This window comes from Prevotella sp. HCN-7019 (assembly GCF_037890215.1).
GTDB lineage: Bacteria > Bacteroidota > Bacteroidia > Bacteroidales > Bacteroidaceae > Prevotella.
The window spans coordinates 55,702-75,535 of sequence record NZ_JBBKBO010000009.1 but is presented as its reverse complement, the minus strand read 5'-3'; the positions used below and the strand labels follow the sequence as shown (position 1 = coordinate 75,535).

General features: G+C 37.5%; 17 protein-coding genes. 8 read left to right on the top strand and 9 right to left on the bottom strand.

The window, feature by feature from the left end; all coding sequences use genetic code 11:
* Position 1: 1 nt before the first annotated feature.
* Genes WKT13_RS11185 through WKT13_RS11175 form a run of 3 tightly spaced genes read left to right on the top strand, consistent with a single transcriptional unit; the run spans position 2 to position 5,000 of the window.
* The gene (locus tag WKT13_RS11185; RefSeq protein WP_340323938.1) at positions 2 to 1,981 is read left to right on the top strand and encodes an NADH-quinone oxidoreductase subunit 5 family protein; all 1,980 of its coding nucleotides are present in this window, start codon (positions 2 to 4) and stop codon (positions 1,979 to 1,981) included.
* A 57-nt stretch (positions 1,982 to 2,038) separates the two neighbouring features.
* Complete coding sequence (locus WKT13_RS11180; RefSeq protein ID WP_340323937.1) at positions 2,039 to 3,544, top strand: complex I subunit 4 family protein; 1,506 nt, start codon at positions 2,039 to 2,041, stop codon at positions 3,542 to 3,544.
* Between the two features lie 16 nt (positions 3,545 to 3,560).
* Complete coding sequence (locus WKT13_RS11175; protein ID WP_298620538.1) at positions 3,561 to 5,000, top strand: NADH-quinone oxidoreductase subunit N; 1,440 nt, start codon at positions 3,561 to 3,563, stop codon at positions 4,998 to 5,000.
* Positions 5,001 to 5,079: 79 nt separating this feature from the next.
* Here the strand turns inward: WKT13_RS11175 and WKT13_RS11170 are convergent, their stop codons facing one another.
* Positions 5,080 to 5,913 (bottom strand): carboxypeptidase-like regulatory domain-containing protein, encoded by an 834-nt coding sequence (locus WKT13_RS11170; protein ID WP_298620540.1) that lies wholly within the window; start codon positions 5,911 to 5,913, stop codon positions 5,080 to 5,082.
* 438 nt (positions 5,914 to 6,351) lie between these two features.
* On the opposite strand from WKT13_RS11170, the gene WKT13_RS11165 reads away from it, so the two are divergent.
* Positions 6,352 to 6,873: a hypothetical protein gene (locus WKT13_RS11165; protein ID WP_340323936.1), complete on the top strand. Its 522-nt coding sequence runs from the start codon at positions 6,352 to 6,354 to the stop codon at positions 6,871 to 6,873.
* 576 nt (positions 6,874 to 7,449) lie between these two features.
* On the opposite strand, the gene WKT13_RS11160 is transcribed toward WKT13_RS11165, so the two are convergent.
* On the bottom strand, positions 7,450 to 7,869 hold the full coding sequence (locus WKT13_RS11160; RefSeq protein ID WP_298617473.1) for a hypothetical protein: 420 nt from the start codon (positions 7,867 to 7,869) through the stop codon (positions 7,450 to 7,452).
* Between the two features lie 131 nt (positions 7,870 to 8,000).
* Between WKT13_RS11160 and WKT13_RS11155 the strand changes: the two genes are divergently transcribed.
* Together WKT13_RS11155 and glgP are read left to right on the top strand one after the other, a co-directional pair.
* Positions 8,001 to 9,668, top strand: a complete 1,668-nt coding sequence (locus tag WKT13_RS11155) for a glycosyltransferase (protein ID WP_340323935.1) — start codon at positions 8,001 to 8,003, stop codon at positions 9,666 to 9,668.
* Positions 9,669 to 9,681: 13 nt separating this feature from the next.
* Positions 9,682 to 12,237 carry an alpha-glucan family phosphorylase gene (gene glgP, locus WKT13_RS11150; RefSeq protein ID WP_340323934.1) on the top strand — a complete coding sequence of 852 codons (2,556 nt, stop codon included), beginning with the start codon at positions 9,682 to 9,684 and terminating at the stop codon, positions 12,235 to 12,237.
* A 248-nt stretch (positions 12,238 to 12,485) separates the two neighbouring features.
* Here the strand turns inward: glgP and WKT13_RS11145 are convergent, their stop codons facing one another.
* The 5 genes from WKT13_RS11145 to WKT13_RS11125 all read right to left on the bottom strand — a co-directional run bounded on the left by WKT13_RS11145 (position 12,486) and on the right by WKT13_RS11125 (position 16,236).
* The gene (locus tag WKT13_RS11145) at positions 12,486 to 13,028 is read right to left on the bottom strand and encodes a TlpA family protein disulfide reductase (protein ID WP_340323933.1); all 543 of its coding nucleotides are present in this window, start codon (positions 13,026 to 13,028) and stop codon (positions 12,486 to 12,488) included.
* Positions 13,029 to 13,047: 19 nt separating this feature from the next.
* On the bottom strand, positions 13,048 to 13,986 hold the full coding sequence (locus WKT13_RS11140; protein WP_298617468.1) for a ribose-phosphate pyrophosphokinase: 939 nt from the start codon (positions 13,984 to 13,986) through the stop codon (positions 13,048 to 13,050).
* A gap of 29 nt (positions 13,987 to 14,015) precedes the next feature.
* Positions 14,016 to 14,624: a thiamine phosphate synthase gene (locus tag WKT13_RS11135; protein WP_340323932.1), complete on the bottom strand. Its 609-nt coding sequence runs from the start codon at positions 14,622 to 14,624 to the stop codon at positions 14,016 to 14,018.
* A 284-nt stretch (positions 14,625 to 14,908) separates the two neighbouring features.
* Positions 14,909 to 15,571 (bottom strand): DUF4230 domain-containing protein, encoded by a 663-nt coding sequence (locus WKT13_RS11130; protein WP_340323931.1) that lies wholly within the window; start codon positions 15,569 to 15,571, stop codon positions 14,909 to 14,911.
* Positions 15,568 to 16,236 carry a DUF4230 domain-containing protein gene (locus tag WKT13_RS11125; protein ID WP_340323930.1) on the bottom strand — a complete coding sequence of 223 codons (669 nt, stop codon included), beginning with the start codon at positions 16,234 to 16,236 and terminating at the stop codon, positions 15,568 to 15,570. Before WKT13_RS11125 ends, WKT13_RS11130 begins: the two co-directional genes overlap by 4 nt.
* Positions 16,237 to 16,402: 166 nt before the next feature.
* Between WKT13_RS11125 and WKT13_RS11120 the strand changes: the two genes are divergently transcribed.
* Together WKT13_RS11120 and WKT13_RS11115 are read left to right on the top strand one after the other, a co-directional pair.
* Positions 16,403 to 16,855, top strand: coding sequence for a DUF4890 domain-containing protein (locus tag WKT13_RS11120; RefSeq protein ID WP_298617462.1), 453 nt, complete (start codon positions 16,403 to 16,405; stop codon positions 16,853 to 16,855).
* Positions 16,856 to 17,077: 222 nt separating this feature from the next.
* Entirely contained in the window at positions 17,078 to 17,674 is a 597-nt protein-coding gene (locus WKT13_RS11115; protein WP_298617459.1) for a DUF4738 domain-containing protein, read from the top strand.
* Between the two features lie 961 nt (positions 17,675 to 18,635).
* Here WKT13_RS11115 and ribH read toward each other — a convergent pair.
* Positions 18,636 to 19,109: a 6,7-dimethyl-8-ribityllumazine synthase gene (gene ribH / locus WKT13_RS11110; RefSeq protein WP_298617457.1), complete on the bottom strand. Its 474-nt coding sequence runs from the start codon at positions 19,107 to 19,109 to the stop codon at positions 18,636 to 18,638.
* Positions 19,110 to 19,811 carry a tetratricopeptide repeat protein gene (locus WKT13_RS11105; RefSeq protein WP_298617455.1) on the bottom strand — a complete coding sequence of 234 codons (702 nt, stop codon included), beginning with the start codon at positions 19,809 to 19,811 and terminating at the stop codon, positions 19,110 to 19,112.
* Positions 19,812 to 19,834: the final 23 nt, after the last annotated feature.

Genomic DNA, 19,834 nt, shown 5'->3' with positions numbered 1-19,834 from the left:
TATGGATTATAGTTATGTATATCTGATACTTTTGTTGCCTGCATTGTCATTTATCTTGCTTGGACTTGCAGGAATGAAAATGTCTCATAAATTAGCTGGAATTGTCGGTACTTGCTCTTTGGCTGTTGTTACGATACTTTCGTATTATACAGCTATTGAATATTTCCTTGTTGTTGGACGTGAAGCATCAAGCGGATTGTATCCAACGGTGACTGCTTTTGATTTCACTTGGCTGAGATTCAGTGAATTACTTACATTCAATATAGGGTTCCGCCTGACACCGATATCAGTGATGATGCTTATTGTCATCTCCACAGTCAGTTTGATGGTCCATATATATTCATTTGGATATATGCATGGTGAAAAAGGTTTTCAGCGTTATTACGCATTCTTAAGCCTTTTCTCAATGTCAATGTTGGGACTTGTTGTTGCTACAAATATATTCCAGATGTATCTTTTCTGGGAGCTTGTCGGAGTTTCATCTTATCTTCTCATTGGATTCTATTATCCTTTACATGCAGCTGTCGCAGCTTCCAAAAAGGCTTTTATTGTAACAAGATTTGCAGACTTGTTCTTCCTTATAGGTATCCTGTTTTACAGCTTCTATGTAGGAACATTCAATTATGACCTGACAACGATGACTCCGGAGCAGGCCGAGGCTCTCCATAATTCAGCTTGGATTATTCCGACATCATTATTCCTAATGTTTATCGGAGGTGCAGGAAAGAGTGCTATGTTCCCGTTGCATATATGGTTGCCTGATGCAATGGAAGGTCCTACTCCTGTTTCTGCATTGATACATGCTGCAACAATGGTTGTTGCTGGTGTATATCTTGTTGCAAGTCTTTTCCCGATTTTTGTAGAATTTGCTCCGCAGGCACTTCATGTGATTGCATATATAGCAGCATTCACTGCCTTTTATGCAGCTGCTGTGGCTTGCTGTCAGAGTGATATCAAAAGAGTATTGGCATTCTCTACTATTTCACAGATTGGTTTCATGCTCGTTGCTTTAGGTGTATGTATGCCTGATCCGGAAATCGGCAAGGTTGCCATGACTGAAGAGTATGCAGATGTTAATGGTCTTGGCTATATGGCAAGTATGTACCATTTGTTTACACATGCAATGTTTAAGGCATGTCTCTTCCTTGGTGCAGGTTGTATTATTCATGCTGTTCATTCGAATGAAAAGAAATACATGGGAGGTCTTCGTAAATATATGCCTGTTACACACTGGACATTCCTTATCTCATGTCTTGCTATTGCCGGTATACCATTCTTCTCTGGTTTCTGCTCAAAGGATGAGATTCTCGTTGCATGCTATAATTTCTCTATGCCTATGGGTATTATAATGAGCGGTATTGCAGCAATGACAGCATTCTACATGTTCCGTCTGTACTATGTTATATTCTGGGGTGAGAGCTATTACGAAACTCATAAATCGGAAGGCGTACACGCACCGCACGAAGCTCCACTGACAATGACACTTCCGTTGGTTATACTGTCAATCATAACATTGTTGGTGGGTATAACTGGTACGTTGCACATTTTTGAGTTTGGAGAACTTATTTCTGCAAATGGTATTGGCTTTGCTACGCATACAAATTGGACTGTTGCAGGAGTCAGTACAGTGCTTGCCATTTGTGGTATCGGTCTTGCAACATTCATGTATAAAGGAGAAAAAACTCCTGTTGCAGACATGCTTGCCCGGAAATTTCCACGTTTGCATGAGGCAGCTTATCGTCGCTTCTATATGGATGAGGTTTGGATGTTTGTTACACATAAGATCATATTCCGTTTTGTTTCTACTCCTTTGGCTTGGTTTGACCGTCATGTGGTAGATGGAGCTATGAATTTCATGGCTTGGGCTGCTAATGCCGGTGGAGAAAGTATACGCAGCTGGCAGAGTGGAGACGTGAGACAATATGCTGTTTGGTTCTTGACCGGCACGGTTGCTTTGACTTTAGCTTTATTGTGCTTATAAGTGAGAATCACCTTGCATAAAATGAAAATATAGGCAAATCTTAGAAAATAAATAAAAATGAATATATTAAGTTTATTTGTTGTAATACCATTACTGATGTTATTCGGTTTGTGGATATCACGAAATCTAAATCAGGTACGTGGTGTGATGGTGGCGGGTTCGTCATGTCTATTGCTGCTTTCTGTATGGTTGACTATCACTTTCATACAGATGCGCAATGCCGGAGATACGGCGCCGATGCTGTTTACTTATAGCATTCCATGGTTCAAACCTTTGAATATCGCATATTCTATTGGAGTTGACGGTATCTCTGTTGTAATGCTTTTACTTTCTAGTATCATTGTTTTTACAGGAACATTTGCTTCATGGCAGCTGAAACCGCTGACTAAGGAATATTTCCTTTGGTTCACATTGTTGTCAACCGGAGTTTTCGGTTTCTTCATCTGTACAGATATGTTCGCAATGTTCGTATTCTATGAGGTCGCTCTTATTCCAATGTATTTGTTGATTGGAGTTTGGGGTAGTGGACATAAGGAGTATGCTGCTATGAAACTTACACTTATGCTTATGGGAGGTTCAGCTCTTCTTATTATAGGTATATTAGGTATATATTATTTCAGTGGTGCAACAACTATGAATATCATGGAAATTGCAGCTATGCACAATATACCTGTTAATGTACAGAAAGTATTCTTCCCATTTGTATTCATAGGATTCGGCGTTCTGGGGGCGTTGTTCCCATTCCATACATGGTCACCTGATGGTCATGCTTCTGCACCGACAGCTGTTTCTATGCTTCATGCTGGTGTGTTGATGAAACTTGGAGGATATGGATGTTTCCGTATTGCTATGTTCCTTCTTCCGGAAGCAGCTCGTGAACTCGCGTGGATTTTCATTATACTCACAACCATATCTGTCGTTTACGGTGCGCTTTCTGCATGTGTTCAGACAGACTTGAAATACATCAATGCATATTCATCTGTATCTCACTGTGGTCTTGTGCTTTTTGCTCTGCTTATGATGACTCAGACAGCCTGTACAGGTGCTATTCTTCAGATGCTTTCTCATGGTTTGATGACAGCCTTGTTCTTTGCCCTTATCGGTATGATTTACGGCCGTACACATACACGTGACATCCGTAAGCTTGGTGGTTTGATGAAGATAATGCCGTTCCTCAGTGTAGGTTATGTTATTGCCGGTCTCGCCAATCTTGGACTGCCAGGCTTCTCGGGATTCATTGCAGAAATGACAATCTTCGTAGGATCATTCGCAAATAATGATGTATTTCATCGTACAGCAACGATTATCGCATGTACAAGTATTGTCGTGACAGCCGTTTATATTCTTCGTGTTGTTGGCAAGATACTTTATCAGAAGGTTGCTGATCCTCATTATCTTGAACTGACAGATGCAACATGGGATGAGCGCGTAGCTGTATGCTGTCTGATTTTCTGTGTAGCAGGTCTCGGTATCGCACCTCTGTGGGCAAGTGATGTCATCAGTGGTTCTGTCGGTCCTATTATTGAGCATATCCATTCATTATCAGCATTAGCATCATTATAATAAATAGTTCGAAAAAATGGGTTATAGTCAATTTCTAAATATGATTCCGGAAGTCACATTGATGGCTATCCTGATAATCGTTTTTATTGCCGATTTCATATCATCACGCAATAATAATCGGAAGTGGTTTAATCCGCTTGTATGCACATTGATGCTGATACAAGTTGTTGCCACAATTCTTTCACCAGATGCTAAGACTGCTTTTGGTGAAATGTATATAACAACCGCTGCAACCAATGTGATGAAAGTCATTCTGGCTGCAGGAACTCTTATTGTACTCATTCAGAGCCGTCTCTGGCTCAGCCGTGATGATGTGCGCAATCGAGAAGGTGAGTTCTATATGCTTGTTCTATCCACTCTGCTTGGTATGAATGTAATGATGAGTTCTGGTCATTTCCTTTTGTTCTTCCTTGGACTTGAAATGGCTTCAGTACCAATGGCATGCATTGTTGCATTTGACAAATACCGTCACAATTCTGCTGAAGGTGCAGCAAAGTTCATTCTTACTGCGACATTCTCGAGCGGTGTGATGCTCTATGGTATATCTTTCATATATGGAAGTGTCGGAACATTGTATTTTGCTGATGTCGCAACAGCTCTGAGTTCTTCAGAGAATTTTGCGATGAATATAATGGGACTTGTATTCTTTTTCAGTGGTCTTGGTTTCAAGATAAGTCTTGTTCCATTCCATTTCTGGACAGCTGATACATACCAGGGAGCTCCGACAACAGTCACCGGATATCTGAGCGTTATCTCAAAAGGAGCTGCAGCTTTCACTCTTATGGTAATCCTTATGAAAGCATTTGCACCGCTGGTTGAATACTGGCAGTATCTGCTTTATATCGTAATTGTACTGAGTATTACTGTTGCCAATCTCTTTGCAATACGTCAGAGCGAATTGAAGCGTTTCATGGCATTCAGCTCAATCTCACAGGCCGGATATATAATGTTGGCAGTTTGTGGTGATAACACAATGGCAATGTCTTCACTTATATTCTATGTTCTGGTTTATGTTGTGGCCAACATGAGTGTGTTTACTGTTATCGGAGTTGTTGAGCAGAAAAACGGTGGAACTACAGAAATGGGAAGCTATGATGGTTTCTATCAGACCAATCCCAAGCTTTCTTTCCTGATGACACTTGCATTGTTCTCTCTCGCAGGTATTCCTCCGTTTGCCGGAATGTTTAGTAAGTTCTTCGTGTTCATGGCTGCTGCACAGTCTGGCACAGTTTGGGCTTATGTTGTAGTATTCATTGCTCTTATAAATACTGTTATAAGTCTTTATTACTATTTGCTTATAGTAAAGGCAATGTATATTAACAAGACTGACAGTCCGCTGCCTGCATTCAAGAGTGACTGCAACACAAAACTGGCTCTTACATTATGCACAATAGGTATCTTAGTCTTTGGTGTATTCAGCTTCTTCTATGACTGGATTGCCTTGGCTATGGCATAAGGACATAATTCCCAATAAAAAAATAGCATCATAAAGTTTTTCTTTATGGTGCTATTTTTATTTTTTAGTTTATCTTAGATTACATATTGTTAGTTCTTTCAATATAATTTGTTTCCTCAAGAAAATATATTGCCTCACCTTGATCTCCGTTTTCCATATCTTTTAATTCCACTTTGAAAATATGATATGGTGAAGATTTCTTATGTTGTGGATGGTCAACAGTCAGATAATATGCAATGCCAAATTCATTTTCTTCATAATATTCTTTAATCTGTTGTTTCATTAGGATGGGTACTTTCTCTCCGTCAATCCATACTTTTATATTCACTTTATCGATTGTGGGAGCAAGATTATCGCATGTTGCACTTTTTGATGAAACGGTCTGAATTATATTAGAAAGATCTTGTTTGTGCTGTTGGCTTTTTATGTCTTTGTTTGTAAGATATCTTGTCAGACTCATAGGACGAACGTATATCTGATAAGTTGGCATTCCGCCAGGAATTTGAAATGCATGTAGACCGTATGCCTCCATTCTGTCATATTTGATATTCAAGATTGTATCTTTGTCTGCAATAAAATTCCATCCCCAGAATTCTAATCTCAGGTCTTCATTATTTGTTCCTGCTTTCATGGTATGAGGATAAGTGTCCATATTTATAGCTCCCATACTTTTGTATTTGCCTTTTGGTATGCGAATCTGATAAATTCCGTTGTTATTACTTTTGGTTTCAAAAAGAACATCAAAATTAGAATTCATAAACATTACGGAACAATTGTTTATTGCATTATTATTATAATCAGAAATGAAGCCGCTTATTGTAACAGAGTCGCTTGTTTCTTGTGCAAGAATCATTGTTGGCAAGCAGACTTTCATTAATAATATTGATATTTTTACTAATTTATATATTCTCATTTTATTTTACTGTTTTTAAGTTCTATATTCTTTTGATTATACTCGGCACAAGCAATATCATGTATCAGATACATTTTTGTATTATAGTTTTGTAAATGAATCTAGATGTTACACTAATATTACCGCATTTGTTTTGTAATATTTATTTTATTGACTGTAAAATTACAGAAATTTATTATCTTCTACTATGTTTAGCATCAAGAAACTTCTCATAGGTATGAAGATTTATATCAGGCTCATATTAAAATGTTTTCATATCAATATGTATACATATATATTCAGATATAGGATTTTTTTAATAGAAATTATCCATATAACAATAAATATATGTAAATTTAGTGTTTCATAGAGATCGAGAGTGTGTAATTGTGTAATAATATATATCTTATATTTGTTGATATAACAACAAGACATTTTACCAAATTATATATTTGCTATATGAGAAGAATAATATTGTCATTTATGTGTTTAATATTAATGTCTGCTTGCGTTATGAAGCATCGTAATTCTCAGCAGAATGTGAATGACTCAACCAAGAATGTCCAGGATACTATAGGTGAAGGAAAATCACTTAATGATATTCGCTTTGAAGGTTGGGATAGACATGATTGGATGGATAACAACTATATCCGTACCTTACGTGCATATTTGGATGAATATAATAGCGGAAAAGTGGATGATCCAGGCTTGGAACCTTATAAGGATATGATAAAAGGTAAATTTGTTATTTATGATATAAATCCTTATCTGTTGGGTGGAGCATTTATCAGAATTACCTTTCTCGATGCGCCCGATAGGGTGTTCGACTGTTGGGTATATAGTAATGTGGATGAAGAAAACGAGGTTGTTGAAAGTTACGAGTTACGTTCTATAATGATAGAAGAAGATGAAAATACAGAAATGAGTAAAGAAGAAATACTTCATATAGTAAAAATGGATCCTGATATTAAACTCTGGTGATATTTCCTCTGTTATTAGAAGGTAAGGGATTGCTACCTATTTTATCAGAAAGCCAGTTCCGCTTAGAAAGGATGCCTATCTTGGGGTGCGATAAAGCCGATATTACATGACCATAACGCCAGTATTATACTGTGGAAAAGCCATTTTTGTGCATTGATGTTGGATGTTTTATATTATTGCTAAGTTATGATGAATGTGAGAAATACTTTCGCTGTGTTCTGATAGCTGTTGTCTGGCTTTTTATTTTTCTATTTTGTAGATTTGTGTTGTCTGTATATTTATGTCATAATGAATAATTATACATTTTTGATAAATTTTATGACAGATAACAATATCCACTGATTAGTGGAAAGTTATGACGTATAGAGGAAAGAATCATGCAGCATATAAGTTGTGAGAATAATGAAATGGGCAGTTTGTTTGATTATAACAGCAAAGTGTGTCTGTTATTCTGGCGATTGGTGGCTTGCGGTATGCTATCTTGTGAGCAAGATATACTTTTTATATTTTATGACTATTCTTCATACTCTTGTTAAGATCATACAGTATGCTGGTGTTGTATTTCTTTTGTGGATTTTATCTCTTCTTGAATTTTAACTCTGTAGGTATTTTCACCCATTTTCTGTTTTCCACGATCTTTATTCTGCTTCCATCTTCCTGTTTTAGTATATAGTTTCCGTCTTTGTCTACGGTCAAAGTAGCCGTAAGGTCTTCACTTCCGTAATCGTTTACAATCGACAATTTTGCTACATTGTTCTTTGAGATTTTTACATCAGTTATAAGCCAAACCCTACTGTCATTGTCCTGTCCGAAATATCCTGGCAGTTCCCCGAATATTTCTTGTCTGGGCGCGGTTATATTGCTGTCATACAGATTGATATTCATATACACTTTGTATTCTTCATTATACAAATTGCATTTAAATATGGAATCGTTTTGTGAGAATGCATTCAGTGCTATGGCAGAAATGATTGCCAGTATAGATAACCTTTTCATTTTATATTTTTTGCGTTCTCGCAAAAATACCAAATTAAATCAAGAATACGCCGACTTTTACTATTTTTATATTTATAAAAGTTGGCAATTTATATTAAAATGTATATATTTGCAAACACATAATTTTTCATATGGCTAAAGAAAGTTTATTGTTCCCGGACTATTTATTTGAGTCTAGTTGGGAAGTATGTAATAAAGTCGGTGGTATATATACGGTTTTATCTACAAGAGCGAAAACTTTGCAGGAAAAACTGAAGGATAATTTGATTTTTATCGGCCCTGATTGTTGGGGTGACAAGGAATGCCCTTATTTTGAGAATGATAACACTCTATATGCAGAATGGAGAACACATGCATGTGAGGAAGGGTTGAAGATAAAAACAGGACGTTGGAAAATACCTGGTAATCCTGTTGCCGTTTTAGTTGATTTCACACCATTTTATTCAGAAAAGAATGAAATATACACCCGTATATGGGAATTGTATGGTGTAGACAGTCTTCATGCTTATGGCGACTATGACGAAGCTTCTATGTTTTCGTATGCAGCAGCCAGAGTCGTGGAGAGTTTTTATACATTTTATCTGACTCCAGCTACACGTGTGATTTATCATGGAAATGAGTGGATGACAGGCCTCGGACTACTTTATATCAATCATAAATTACCGGAGATTGCAACTTTATTCACTACGCATGCGACGAGTATTGGTCGCAGTATTGCTGGTAACAACAAACCTCTGTACGATTATCTCTTTGCCTATAATGGTGATCAGATGGCTGCAGAACTTAATATGCAGAGCAAGCATTCTATTGAGAAACAGACTGCATGTCATGTGGACTGTTTTACAACAGTCAGCGATATAACAGGTAGAGAATGTGCCGAATTGTTGGATAAACCGGCTGATTTCATATTGCCTAACGGATTTGATAACAGTTTTGTACCAAAAGCTGCGACTTTTACTCGGAAACGACGTATGGCACGTCGTAGACTTCTTCAAGTGGCCAATGCACTAACGGGCTGCAGTGTCGATGATGACACTCTGATTATATCGACCAGTGGTCGTTATGAATTCAGAAATAAGGGTATTGACGTATTCATAGAGGCTATGAATCGTTTGAGAAATGATGAAAAATTCAATCGTAAGGCCGTAGCATTTATAGAAGTTCCAGCTTGGGTAAACTCGCCACGCGAGGATTTACAGGACCGTCTCGCTTCAGGTCAGACTTTCGATATCCCGCTTGAAAATCCGCAGCTTACCCATTGGCTTAATAATATGAGTGAAGATCGGGTTATGGGCATGCTGAATGCTATGAATGTGCATAATAGCAAAGATTCCAAGGTACAGATTATTTTTGTGCCGTGCTATCTGACTGGCGATGATGGCATATTTAATATGACTTATTATGACCTGGTGTTAGGAAACGACCTTTGCGTTTATCCGTCATATTATGAACCGTGGGGATACACACCGCTTGAGGCAATCGCTTTCAAGGTTCCTTGTATAACGACTGACTTGGCTGGTTTCGGTTTATGGGTAAATTCTGTCAAGGGGAAATACGGAGAGATAGAAGATGGAGTTAAGGTTATCCATCGCAATGACTACAATTATTTTGATGTCGCAGAGGCAATAAAGGAAACCGTGGAGGAGTTTGCCGGATTTACAGATTCGGAAGTTAAGTCTGCCAGAAATAATGCTTCCTCATTGTCGAAGATTGCTTTATGGAGCAATTTCATCAAACAGTATTATGCCGCTTATGATTATTCTCTCCGAGCAGTTCAGAAACGAATATCAGAAAAATAATTAAAATACAGTTATGAAAATAAAATCAGATTATGCCAACGCTCCTCAATGGAAGGAGTTGATTGTAAGATCAAGATTGCCCGAGCAGTTGAAATGCTTGGATGAGTTAGCCCATAACATGTGGTGGGTATGGAATTATGAGGCACAGGATTTGTGGAAAAGTCTGGACGAACAGCTTTTCGAAGAGGTGAAACACAATCCTGTTCTTCTGTTGGAACGTCTCAGTTATGACCGCAAGGAGGCGATTGTAAAGGATCCTGCTATAATGAGCCGTGTAAAGAGCGTTTATAAGAAATTCCGCGATTATATGGATGTTGAACCGGACCATACACGTCCGTCTGTAGCATATTTCTGTATGGAATATGGATTGAGTCATGTGCTTAAGATCTATTCCGGAGGTTTGGGTATGCTTGCCGGTGACTATTTGAAGGAGGCATCAGATAGTAATGTGGACATGTGTGCTGTCGGTTTCCTTTACCGTTATGGATATTTTATCCAGTCGCTGAATATGGATGGTCAGCAGATTGCGAAATACGAGGCTCTGAATTTTGAGTCACTGCCGATCGAACGTGAGAATGACTCTGACGGTAATCCGCTCGTAGTGGATGTACCTTATATGAATTATCAGGTTCATGCTTATGTTTGGAGAGTAAATGTGGGACGTATCAAACTGTATCTTCTTGATACAGATAATGAGTTAAACTCTGAGTTTGACAAACCGATAACCCACTCATTGTATGGTGGTGATAACGAGAATCGTCTGAAGCAGGAGATTCTGCTCGGTATCGGAGGTATGCTCACTCTCAAGAAACTTGGTATAAAGAAAGATGTTTATCATTGCAATGAGGGACACGCAGCTCTCTGTAACTTGCAGCGTCTGTGTGACTATGTTAAGAGTGGCTTGAATTTCAATCAGGCAATGGAGCTCGTACGCGCTTCTTCGCTTTATACGGTCCACACTCCAGTTCCTGCAGGCCATGACTATTTTGATGAGTCGCTTTTCGGTAAATATATGGGAGGCTATCCTTCAATGCTTGGCATAACATGGGATGAGTTCATCGGTATGGGACGTCAGAATCCGGATGACCATTCTGAGCAATTCTGTATGTCGGTATTTGCATGCAACACATGTCAAGAGGTTAATGGTGTAAGTAAATTACATGGATGGGTTAGCCAGAAAATGTTCTCTCCGATATGGAAAGGATATTATCCGGAAGAGAATCATGTAGGATATGTTACCAACGGTGTTCATTTCCCGACATGGACGGCAACAGAATGGCAGCAGTTGTATGCAAAATATTTTGACAAGAATTTCCTGAAGGATCAGAGTAATGAAAGTATTTGGCATGCCATATATGATGTGCCGGACGAAGAAATATGGAAGACACGTATGATTCTTAAGAAGAATCTTGTAGAATATATACGCAAGAAATTCTCTGAGACATGGTTGAAGAACCAGGGCGATCCGGCACGTGTTGTGTCTTTGTTAGAGCGCATTAATCCAAACGCCTTGATGATTGGCTTTTGCCGTCGTTTTGCTACATACAAACGTGCTCATCTTCTGTTTACAGATCTCGACCGTCTGGCTAAGATTGTCAACAATCCTGAACGCCCTGTACAATTCATTTTCTCAGGAAAGGCTCATCCGGCAGACGGTGCTGGACAAGGACTTATTAAGAAGGTTTTTGAGATAAGCCAACGTCCGGAATTCCTTGGTAAGATAATCTTCCTTGAGGATTATGACATGCAGCTTGCTCTGCGTCTTGTCTCTGGTGTTGATATTTGGATGAATACTCCTACACGTCCACTCGAGGCATCAGGTACATCTGGTGAGAAAGCTGAGATGAATGGTGTAGTCAACCTGTCAGTTCTTGATGGTTGGTGGGTTGAAGGATATCGTGATGGTGCTGGTTGGGCTCTTCCTCAGGAACGTACATATCAGAACCAAGGTTATCAGGATCAGCTTGATGCAGCAATGATTTACAGTCTTCTTGAGAATGATATCGCACCACTTTATTACAACCGTAACAAGAAAGGATATAGTGAAGGTTGGATAAAGACAATAAAGAACTCTATCGCGACAATCGCTCCTCATTATACCATGAAGCGTCAGCTTGATGATTATTACAGTCGTTTCTATACAAAGCAGGCTACTCTTTTCAAGAAGTTGTCAGCTAATGACAACCAACTTGCCAAGGAACTTGCACAGTGGAAAGAGACTGTTGCAGAACGATGGGATTCAATACATGTCGTATCAAAGAGCGACTTTATTGTCAACGGTGTAGAAACAGGAAAGAAGTACAGTATGCGATATGTGATTGATGAGCAGGGACTCAATGACGCTGTTGGTCTAGAGTTTGTTTCTGTTAAGACAGACCGCAATGGAGAGGAACGTATATTCAATGTACGTGAGTTCAAGATGGTTGGTCATGAAGGAAACCTTTATACATTTGAACTAGAGTTCGAACCAGATGTTGCTGGCTCGTTCAAGGGATGTGTGAGAATGTTCCCGAAGCACGAAATGCTTGCTCACAGACAGGCCTTCTGCTATGTTAAATGGCTTGATTAATAAATATTACAAACATAAAAAGCATCGGATATTGTATGTATCCGATGCTTTTTTATTTATACCCAGTCCATATTTATTATCTTCAAACAGGTAATATGGTTATTACCTGTTGTTATATTTTATATATTTTCTATGAAGATGATGAATGCGGAGGATTTTTGTTGACAATAAAAATATTTGCAGATATTGTATGGAAATTCCATATATATCTGCAAATATCTCTGAAAATATTCTGAAATGGTTTTGACTTAATGTGGTGTATTGAAATAGTTGTTTACGAATTTTTCCAATTTTTCGCCACGCAGGCCACTGGCCATGATTTTAGCATTTTTGTCAACAATAATTGTGTATGGGATTGCTGTTACATGATAGTTTTGGGCGGCATAGCTATCCCAACCTCTTAGATCGGACAATTGTGTCCATGTCAGTTTGTTGTCTGTGATTGCTTTTTCCCATGCATTATAATCAGAATCAAGTGATATACCGATTATTCCAAGGCCTTGGTCTTTATATTGATTGTAGATGTTGACCATTAAAGGCATTTCTGCCCGACACGGACCACACCAGCTTGCCCAAAAGTCTATTATGGTTATCTGATTCTTGCTTATTTCACTTTTCAGTGATACGCTGTTACGTTGAAGATCGCCAAGTTCAATGTCCGTAAGTGTCGGAACAGACGTTTCTGCTTGTTGCGTTTCTGCGGTCTCCTGTTTGTTGCCATGCTTAATTTGGCATGCGGATAGCAAGAATATTGCTACCGCAGCCAAAGATATGTTACGGAATATTCTCATAAAACATCCGCTGTTATTGTTATACCAGATATTGTGAACTGATACTTTCGTTGTTGATGACACGTTTTATAGTCTCAGCAATCATGTCGGCAACAGAAAGTTGTTTAACTTTTGCACAACGGTTTGAATATGGGATAGAGTCGGTAAATACAATTTCTTCAAGTGCAGAATTCTGTACTCGTTCAGATGCAGGACCACTCATAACGCAGTGGGAAGCACATGCTCTGACACTTTTAGCACCAGCTGCTTTCATGATATCTGCAGCTTTAGTGATTGTTCCTGCGGTATCAACCATGTCGTCCACGATAATGACATTTTTGTCTTTTACATCACCGATGATCTGCATGCTTTCTACAACATTTGCACGTGCACGTGTTTTATTGCACAACACTAGTGGGCATCCAAGGTATTTGGCAAAAGTGCTTGCACGTTTTGAACCGCCTACGTCAGGAGATGCTATAACGAGATCTTCTAGGTGCAGGCTCTGAAGGTATGGTAACAGTACGCCAGATGCATAAAGATGGTCTACTGGTACATCGAAGAATCCTTGAATCTGGTCTGCATGGAGATCCATTGTGATGAGTCGGTCGATTCCAGCCGCGCTTAGAAGGTTTGCAACAAGTTTTGCACCGATGCTTACTCTTGGTTTGTCCTTGCGATCTTGTCTTGCCCAACCGAAATATGGTATCACTGCGATGATCTGTCGTGCAGATGCCCTTTTGGCTGCATCAATCATCAATAGCAATTCCATCAGATTATCAGAATTTGGGAATGTGCTTTGTACGAGAAAAACATCGCGTCCGCGAATTGATTCCTCATAGGAAACAGCGAACTCGCCATCAGAGAATCGCGTTACCACCAAGTTGCCTAGCGGACAACCTAAGCTGGAGCAGATTTTTTCTGCAAGGTATCTCGTGCTTGTGCCAGAGAAAACCAAAAAAGAGTTTTTTGCACTCATTTCTTTTTTATTAAATGATGTATATAAATTTAACTGATTATTTTTCTTAGACGTTCAAAGTGGTTGATTAACTCTTTGTAATCGTTTTGGTTATGTATGTCAAATCTATTCCACAAGTCACCACATATAACAATACCGCCAAATCCAAGATCTTTGGCAATCTGAAGATTATCCATATTCATTCCACCAAGAGCATACACTTTTTTGTCTATCAATCCACAACTTGCCGCATTCTCCAAATCATTCATTGTGAAGTTTGATTTTTGAGTCGGCTCTGATTGACTGTCAAAGATATTTCTCAAAAAAACGTAGTTGGATTGTTTCTTAATATCCTTCAGTTGTTCTAGGTTTGTGCATGTTCTACTGATATGCCCTTTGTAGTTTAGTGGGGGAGTTAGGACTGGGGTATCTATATGAATACCACACAAACGGTATTCATCTTTTAGATAGAAATGATCGTGGACTGTTATTTTATTATAGAACTCCTCGGGTATTAACGAAAGCAGACGTTCGGAATAAACAGGTGATGTTGCCGGTTTGTAAAGATGCAGATTGTCCATCCCTTCTTCAAAAAGAGTAACAAGAATTTTATCTTCTTCTACGAAGAATGTAGATTTGGTCATGATAATTAACTTCATCGCCTGTTTTTCTTTTATGTTGCAAAATTATTAATTTTCTGCCAAACATACAATTATATTATACAATAAAAATGTGCAGGCTTTAATATTTTGGTAGAGATTTATCGAAGGATTTAAAACATTTAGTTGTTAAACAATATATGTGGATGTATTTGTAATTTTTATGGTCGGTTATATGTAAATAAGAAAATGTAATAATATAATTTACTTTATTGTGTAGAACACATATGAGTCATAAGCGATGTTGTATATGATATTATTAAATTCTGTAGGCTAATCAGCTATTATTTAACATGTTTGGCTTTTTGCTTATTATTGTGTTCAAATCTGATTTTTATATTATTATATCCTATTGACTGCATGAGATTCTGAAATTGTATAGTTGCATTCTGCTCTGCGCTTCTAATGTTTGATTCTGTCAGACAACGTTTCAGCATAATGTCTTGTGCCTTCTTGTATAGCGCAGCGCGATCCATATGACTCCATTTACCGCTTTCAAGAAATGATCTTGTTTTTGTTTCGTCTATGAATTTTTCGTCTAATAGTTTTATTGCAGGAAGTGTTACTATAATAGAATCTCCAGATGTCATTATCCAATCTTTATTGGTTTCATGAAGATTAATTCCCAAACGTAATGTACCATAATATATTCTTACCAGTTGATCATCACCGAAAAAGCCATGCCTTATGGTATCTACAAGTTCTTCATCGTTGATTGACAGAAATTCCCATTCGCCAATATCTTTGATTGATTCTATTAGATTTGGCGTAATATCAATTTTGTCATTTGTGTAAATTTTTGCACTATTATCCTTTCCGCAATGAATAATGGAAGTTATAATTATCAATACAACGATTACTCCGGCTGCCGTAAGTAACCAAGGCATCATTGATGTACTGATAATATGTTTTATGAACCTTCTTGTTCTACCGGAATCTTTCTTCATTGTGTAATATTTGATTTTTCAATAATAGAGTTGAAATCTTTCCGTGTGAAATCTTTTCTAAATGTGATGGTTATGTCACTTTCTTTATAGCCCATTTGTTTAAATATTGGAATTAGGGTGCGAGCCGCACTTTCTCTTGCCATATCTATCAGGCCCATATTCGGAATGTCGTCAACAATGGCCTGGCGTCCTTGTCGTTCATAATTGGAAAGTTCCTCATCACTAAAATCACGCCGTGTTAGAGCGACATATTCTTTAATGTCTTTGTGATTGATTGTTGTACTGGTTATTGCTATCTTGGGATCCGGCAAAATAATATTTATTTTGCCGTTTATCTTCTCAACGTTTTCTTTTGAAAAGTTTCCAAAATCAATATATGCTTTTATTGTAGCATCAATTGGTATAGCAATTTTTCTGTTTCCTAGAGGAAGATCTATATCGTATTCTTTTTTAAAAAATTTACCTTTAACACTGATTTTATCATCGTGGGTTATAATTTTATGTATATGATATTCTGTTGTATAAAGGCGTGAGCATTTCTTTATCTGCATTATCAACATCGGGATTGTATCAATCGCTTCTGTTGGATCCGTAGTTCTTTCTTTTCTGCATGATGAGCAAAATGCAGAGGTGAGTAATATCAGAATAAATAGTGTCTTTCTCATTTCTGATGCCATTTTTTGATATGGCAAAGATATAAAAAAAACGTCAAAGTGAATAGTAATATATGTTATTTTGATGTATATGTTAAACCTTTATGGAGTTATAACGTCATATTATTAGAACGGCTTTTAAAATGGCTGTTAATATAACTAACAAAAATTGTTTGATATGAAAAAGTATTTATTAGCATTTGTATTGTGTTTTTCTTTAAGTGCTGCATGTGTTATGGCGCAGGACAATAATGGTAGAAAGAAATTGGATAAGTCTGAGATTATACAGAAACGTACTGATCGTATGGTTGAGAAATATGGGCTTGATGAGAAACAGGCTAAAGACTTACTGGAACTTAATACGCAATACGCAGATAAAATGTTCATGGGAGGGCGAGTAGGTCCAATGAAAGGTATGCGTCGTGATAGGGCAAATAATGACTCTGTATTAGTTAAAGAACGTCCTAGCAAGGAGCAGATCGAAGCAATGATGAAAACTATGAATGAGACACGTGAGGCATATAATAACGGTCTGAAGAAGATAATGACTGATGATCAGTTTTCGAAATATGAGGAAGATCAGAAAAAGATGATGCAACGTCGTCCACGTCAGAATAATAAACGAAAATAAGGTGTCGACAAATAACATTTATATAGGAACATCTGTTCATAATTAGTGAGGTTAATATCTTAGCCATATGCTTGTTTCCCTCAAGGTAATGGCGATGACGCTATCCAAAAATGGGATAGCGTCATTTATTTATATAAAAATATTCAAAAATAAATGAGTTTATTTATTTTGATCTGCGATCAATTTACATTAACTTTGTTGCCATAAATGATTAATACTTTTATGAGAAGAATAAAATATATTTTGGCTGTATTTGTAACTTTATACTTGGTAACTTCATGTAGTGAAGGTAAGAAAACAAATGATATCATAACGCATAAGCAAGAAGTTAAAACTGTAAAAAAGACTGTCCAGAAAATTGGAGATTATGAACAGACTCGTACAATAGATTGGCACGGTTCTGTATATAATGTCAGCATAGAACGCAAGGCTGATAATTCTTTGTCGATTGTTGATGATGGAACGGGAAATAAATATTATGACAATCGTATAATGTTGCGTATAACAGGAAAAGATGGTTTGGATGTTCTCAAGCGAAGTTTTACAAAAGAAGATTTTAGTAAATATGTAGGAGCTGATTATTTGAAGAACAATGTTTTACTGGGACTTGTTTTTGACAGGGTGGATGATGATTATATTTATTTTGCAGCAAGTGTCGGTGCACCAGATAAGATGAGTGATGAATACATTCCTTTGGTTGTCAGATTTTCATATAAAAATTATAAGCTTGATGTTTATAGAGATACAATGCTAGATACAGCAAACTCAAATGATTTAGACAATTCTGAGGTAGAGTTGTCTGAGGAAGAAGGCGTTTGAGTTGTTTATGAAATTATGTGTTTTAGAGTTTGGATTGATCAAATGTTTGAAGATTGTAGCCCAAAATGATGAAACGGATAATAGTAATTGGCACTATATCCCATATAACATTATAATGGCTAAAATGAAATTCTGTGGGGATTGGTTCTTAATTAACGTGCCGTATGCCGTAAAATGTCCAGACAACATGAGATGGCATAAACCGCGAAAGGCCTTTTCTCACGTGATAATAAATTCACATTGACGTAACCTATATCATCCATACAAGACTGACGCTTACTTACCGTCTCTTTTATATGTCTTATGTCGGTATGTTTGAAGAAAACTCGGGATGATGGACTTACAGATTTTCTTGACTTTTTTGATAAAAGAAAATCATAAAAGAAATGTCAGAAAATGTTAAATGTGGCGCTTCTGAGGCCTTTTCCTGTCAAACGGCCTTGTAGTATATTCTGCTATGAAGTGTTGGATTGTGCTCATTGCGTTCTAATAATGCCTGTTTCAGCCTCTGACTACGCCTATTTTAGCATGTAATATTGTGCATTTGAGGCCCTGAAATGGGTAATATCGCACGCTAAAACGGCGCTTATTACAAGATGAAAAAATCATTATTAAACGCAAGCTTTGATCTTCAATATATTGCATAAGGTTCTTGTTTTTCGTGTATTTGCGTCCTAAGGAAAGACTGACCGCAAAATCTCTCTTAATTTTTGAGGGTAGGATAGAAAACTCAGATGAAATATCACAGAATGTTGAAAATCTGTAAGTGGCCCTTGTTGCTCTCATTTCTACATAAGAAAACAACGCTTATTTTGGATTGAAGCCGCTGTTTTTATTTCCCCCACAGAATGTTTACTGGGCTTGGAATAATACAATATTAATACAGTCAGGTATCTGTAAAAATAAAAACACCGATATGAAAGTCACATATCGGTGTCTTATTATGTAAATAAATGTGTTGTTAAAATTTTGCCATTTTTATTGCGTCTATAGCGCATTCATCACCTTTGTTTCCAAGTTTTCCTCCACTTCTATCTTTTGCTTGCTGCAAATCATTAGTTGTTAACAAGCCGTAGATGATCGGTATCTCACTTGTAGTATTCAGTCGTGCGATTCCATATGTTACTCCTTGACAGATATAATCGAAGTGTGGAGTTTCACCTCTGATAACACTTCCTAAGATAATTACTGCATCATATCCATGAAGAACCATTTGGTGTGCGCCATAGATTAATTCAAAACTTCCAGGGACTTTTTTGACATGTATGTTTTCTGGAAGTGCGCCATGTTTCTCGAGTGTGGTTACCGCACCTTCAAGAAGGGCATTTGTAATTTCTGGATTCCACTCAGCTACAACGATACCAAAACACATATTGCTTGCGTCTGGTATTGATTCTTTATCGTAACTAGAGAGGTTATGTAGTGCTGTCGCCATTTATTCAGAAACGCGTTCTATATATTTGTCAATTTCAGAATTCTGGACTACAGGAGCATTAACATATTTTGTTTTTATGTCCTGATATATTTTCAGTGCATCTGCTTTTTTACCTTGGCTTTCAAGTAATTCTCCTGCTTGAATTAGGAATGTAGGAGAAATGCTCATATTGGCTTTTGTTTCAGATTTGCTGTCTGCCATATCTGCAGCTTCTTTGAGTTTACTTATGGCCTTATCAATGTTTCCTGTTTGAGCGTAAGCGTTTCCTAAAGCGGCTACGGCTGCAGGGCTTACCATAGCATCATTTGAAGGTGAATATGCTTCAAGATATTTTACAGCATCGCTCCATTTATTAAGATTTGCACAAGAAAGGCCCGCGTAAAGATTGGCAAGATTTGCAGCGTCTGTTCCGCTGTAATCGCTTATGATTTTTGTGAAGCCATTATATCCGGCACCGTCTCCATTGAGTGCTTTGTCAAATTGCTCCATGTTGAAGTACTCTTGACCTTTTGCAAGTGCTGTACTAGCTTTGTCTTCCCTTGGGCCGGCATAATAAGCATTATAAATGAAGAAACCCGCGATTATAATAATGACTGCGGACAATACGATAAGAATTGCTTTCTTGTTTTTATTAAAGAAAGCTTCTGAATTGTTGAGAGTCTCTTTCATATCAAGAGCTCCTGATTCTTTTTTGTTTGCCATTCTATTTTATTGTTTTTGTTGTT

Excerpts from the sequence above, each read along its gene's own strand:
- WKT13_RS11105 (WP_298617455.1), bottom strand. The coding sequence starts at position 19,811 with ATGGCAAACAAAAAAGAATCAGGAGCTCTTGATATGAAAGAGACTCTC.
- ribH (WP_298617457.1), bottom strand. The coding sequence starts at position 19,109 with ATGGCGACAGCACTACATAACCTCTCTAGTTACGATAAAGAATCAATA.
- WKT13_RS11140 (WP_298617468.1), bottom strand. The coding sequence starts at position 13,986 with ATGAGTGCAAAAAACTCTTTTTTGGTTTTCTCTGGCACAAGCACGAGA.
- WKT13_RS11135 (WP_340323932.1), bottom strand. The coding sequence starts at position 14,624 with ATGAAGTTAATTATCATGACCAAATCTACATTCTTCGTAGAAGAAGAT.
- WKT13_RS11130 (WP_340323931.1), bottom strand. The coding sequence starts at position 15,571 with ATGAAGAAAGATTCCGGTAGAACAAGAAGGTTCATAAAACATATTATC.
- WKT13_RS11120 (WP_298617462.1), top strand. The coding sequence starts at position 16,403 with ATGAAAAAGTATTTATTAGCATTTGTATTGTGTTTTTCTTTAAGTGCT.
- WKT13_RS11115 (WP_298617459.1), top strand. The coding sequence starts at position 17,078 with ATGAGAAGAATAAAATATATTTTGGCTGTATTTGTAACTTTATACTTG.
- WKT13_RS11185 (WP_340323938.1), top strand. The coding sequence starts at position 2 with ATGGATTATAGTTATGTATATCTGATACTTTTGTTGCCTGCATTGTCA.
- WKT13_RS11155 (WP_340323935.1), top strand. The coding sequence starts at position 8,001 with ATGGCTAAAGAAAGTTTATTGTTCCCGGACTATTTATTTGAGTCTAGT.
- WKT13_RS11180 (WP_340323937.1), top strand. The coding sequence starts at position 2,039 with ATGAATATATTAAGTTTATTTGTTGTAATACCATTACTGATGTTATTC.
- WKT13_RS11145 (WP_340323933.1), bottom strand. The coding sequence starts at position 13,028 with ATGAGAATATTCCGTAACATATCTTTGGCTGCGGTAGCAATATTCTTG.
- WKT13_RS11170 (WP_298620540.1), bottom strand. The coding sequence starts at position 5,913 with ATGAGAATATATAAATTAGTAAAAATATCAATATTATTAATGAAAGTC.
- WKT13_RS11160 (WP_298617473.1), bottom strand. The coding sequence starts at position 7,869 with ATGAAAAGGTTATCTATACTGGCAATCATTTCTGCCATAGCACTGAAT.
- WKT13_RS11165 (WP_340323936.1), top strand. The coding sequence starts at position 6,352 with ATGAGAAGAATAATATTGTCATTTATGTGTTTAATATTAATGTCTGCT.
- glgP (WP_340323934.1), top strand. The coding sequence starts at position 9,682 with ATGAAAATAAAATCAGATTATGCCAACGCTCCTCAATGGAAGGAGTTG.
- WKT13_RS11175 (WP_298620538.1), top strand. The coding sequence starts at position 3,561 with ATGGGTTATAGTCAATTTCTAAATATGATTCCGGAAGTCACATTGATG.
- WKT13_RS11125 (WP_340323930.1), bottom strand. The coding sequence starts at position 16,236 with ATGAGAAAGACACTATTTATTCTGATATTACTCACCTCTGCATTTTGC.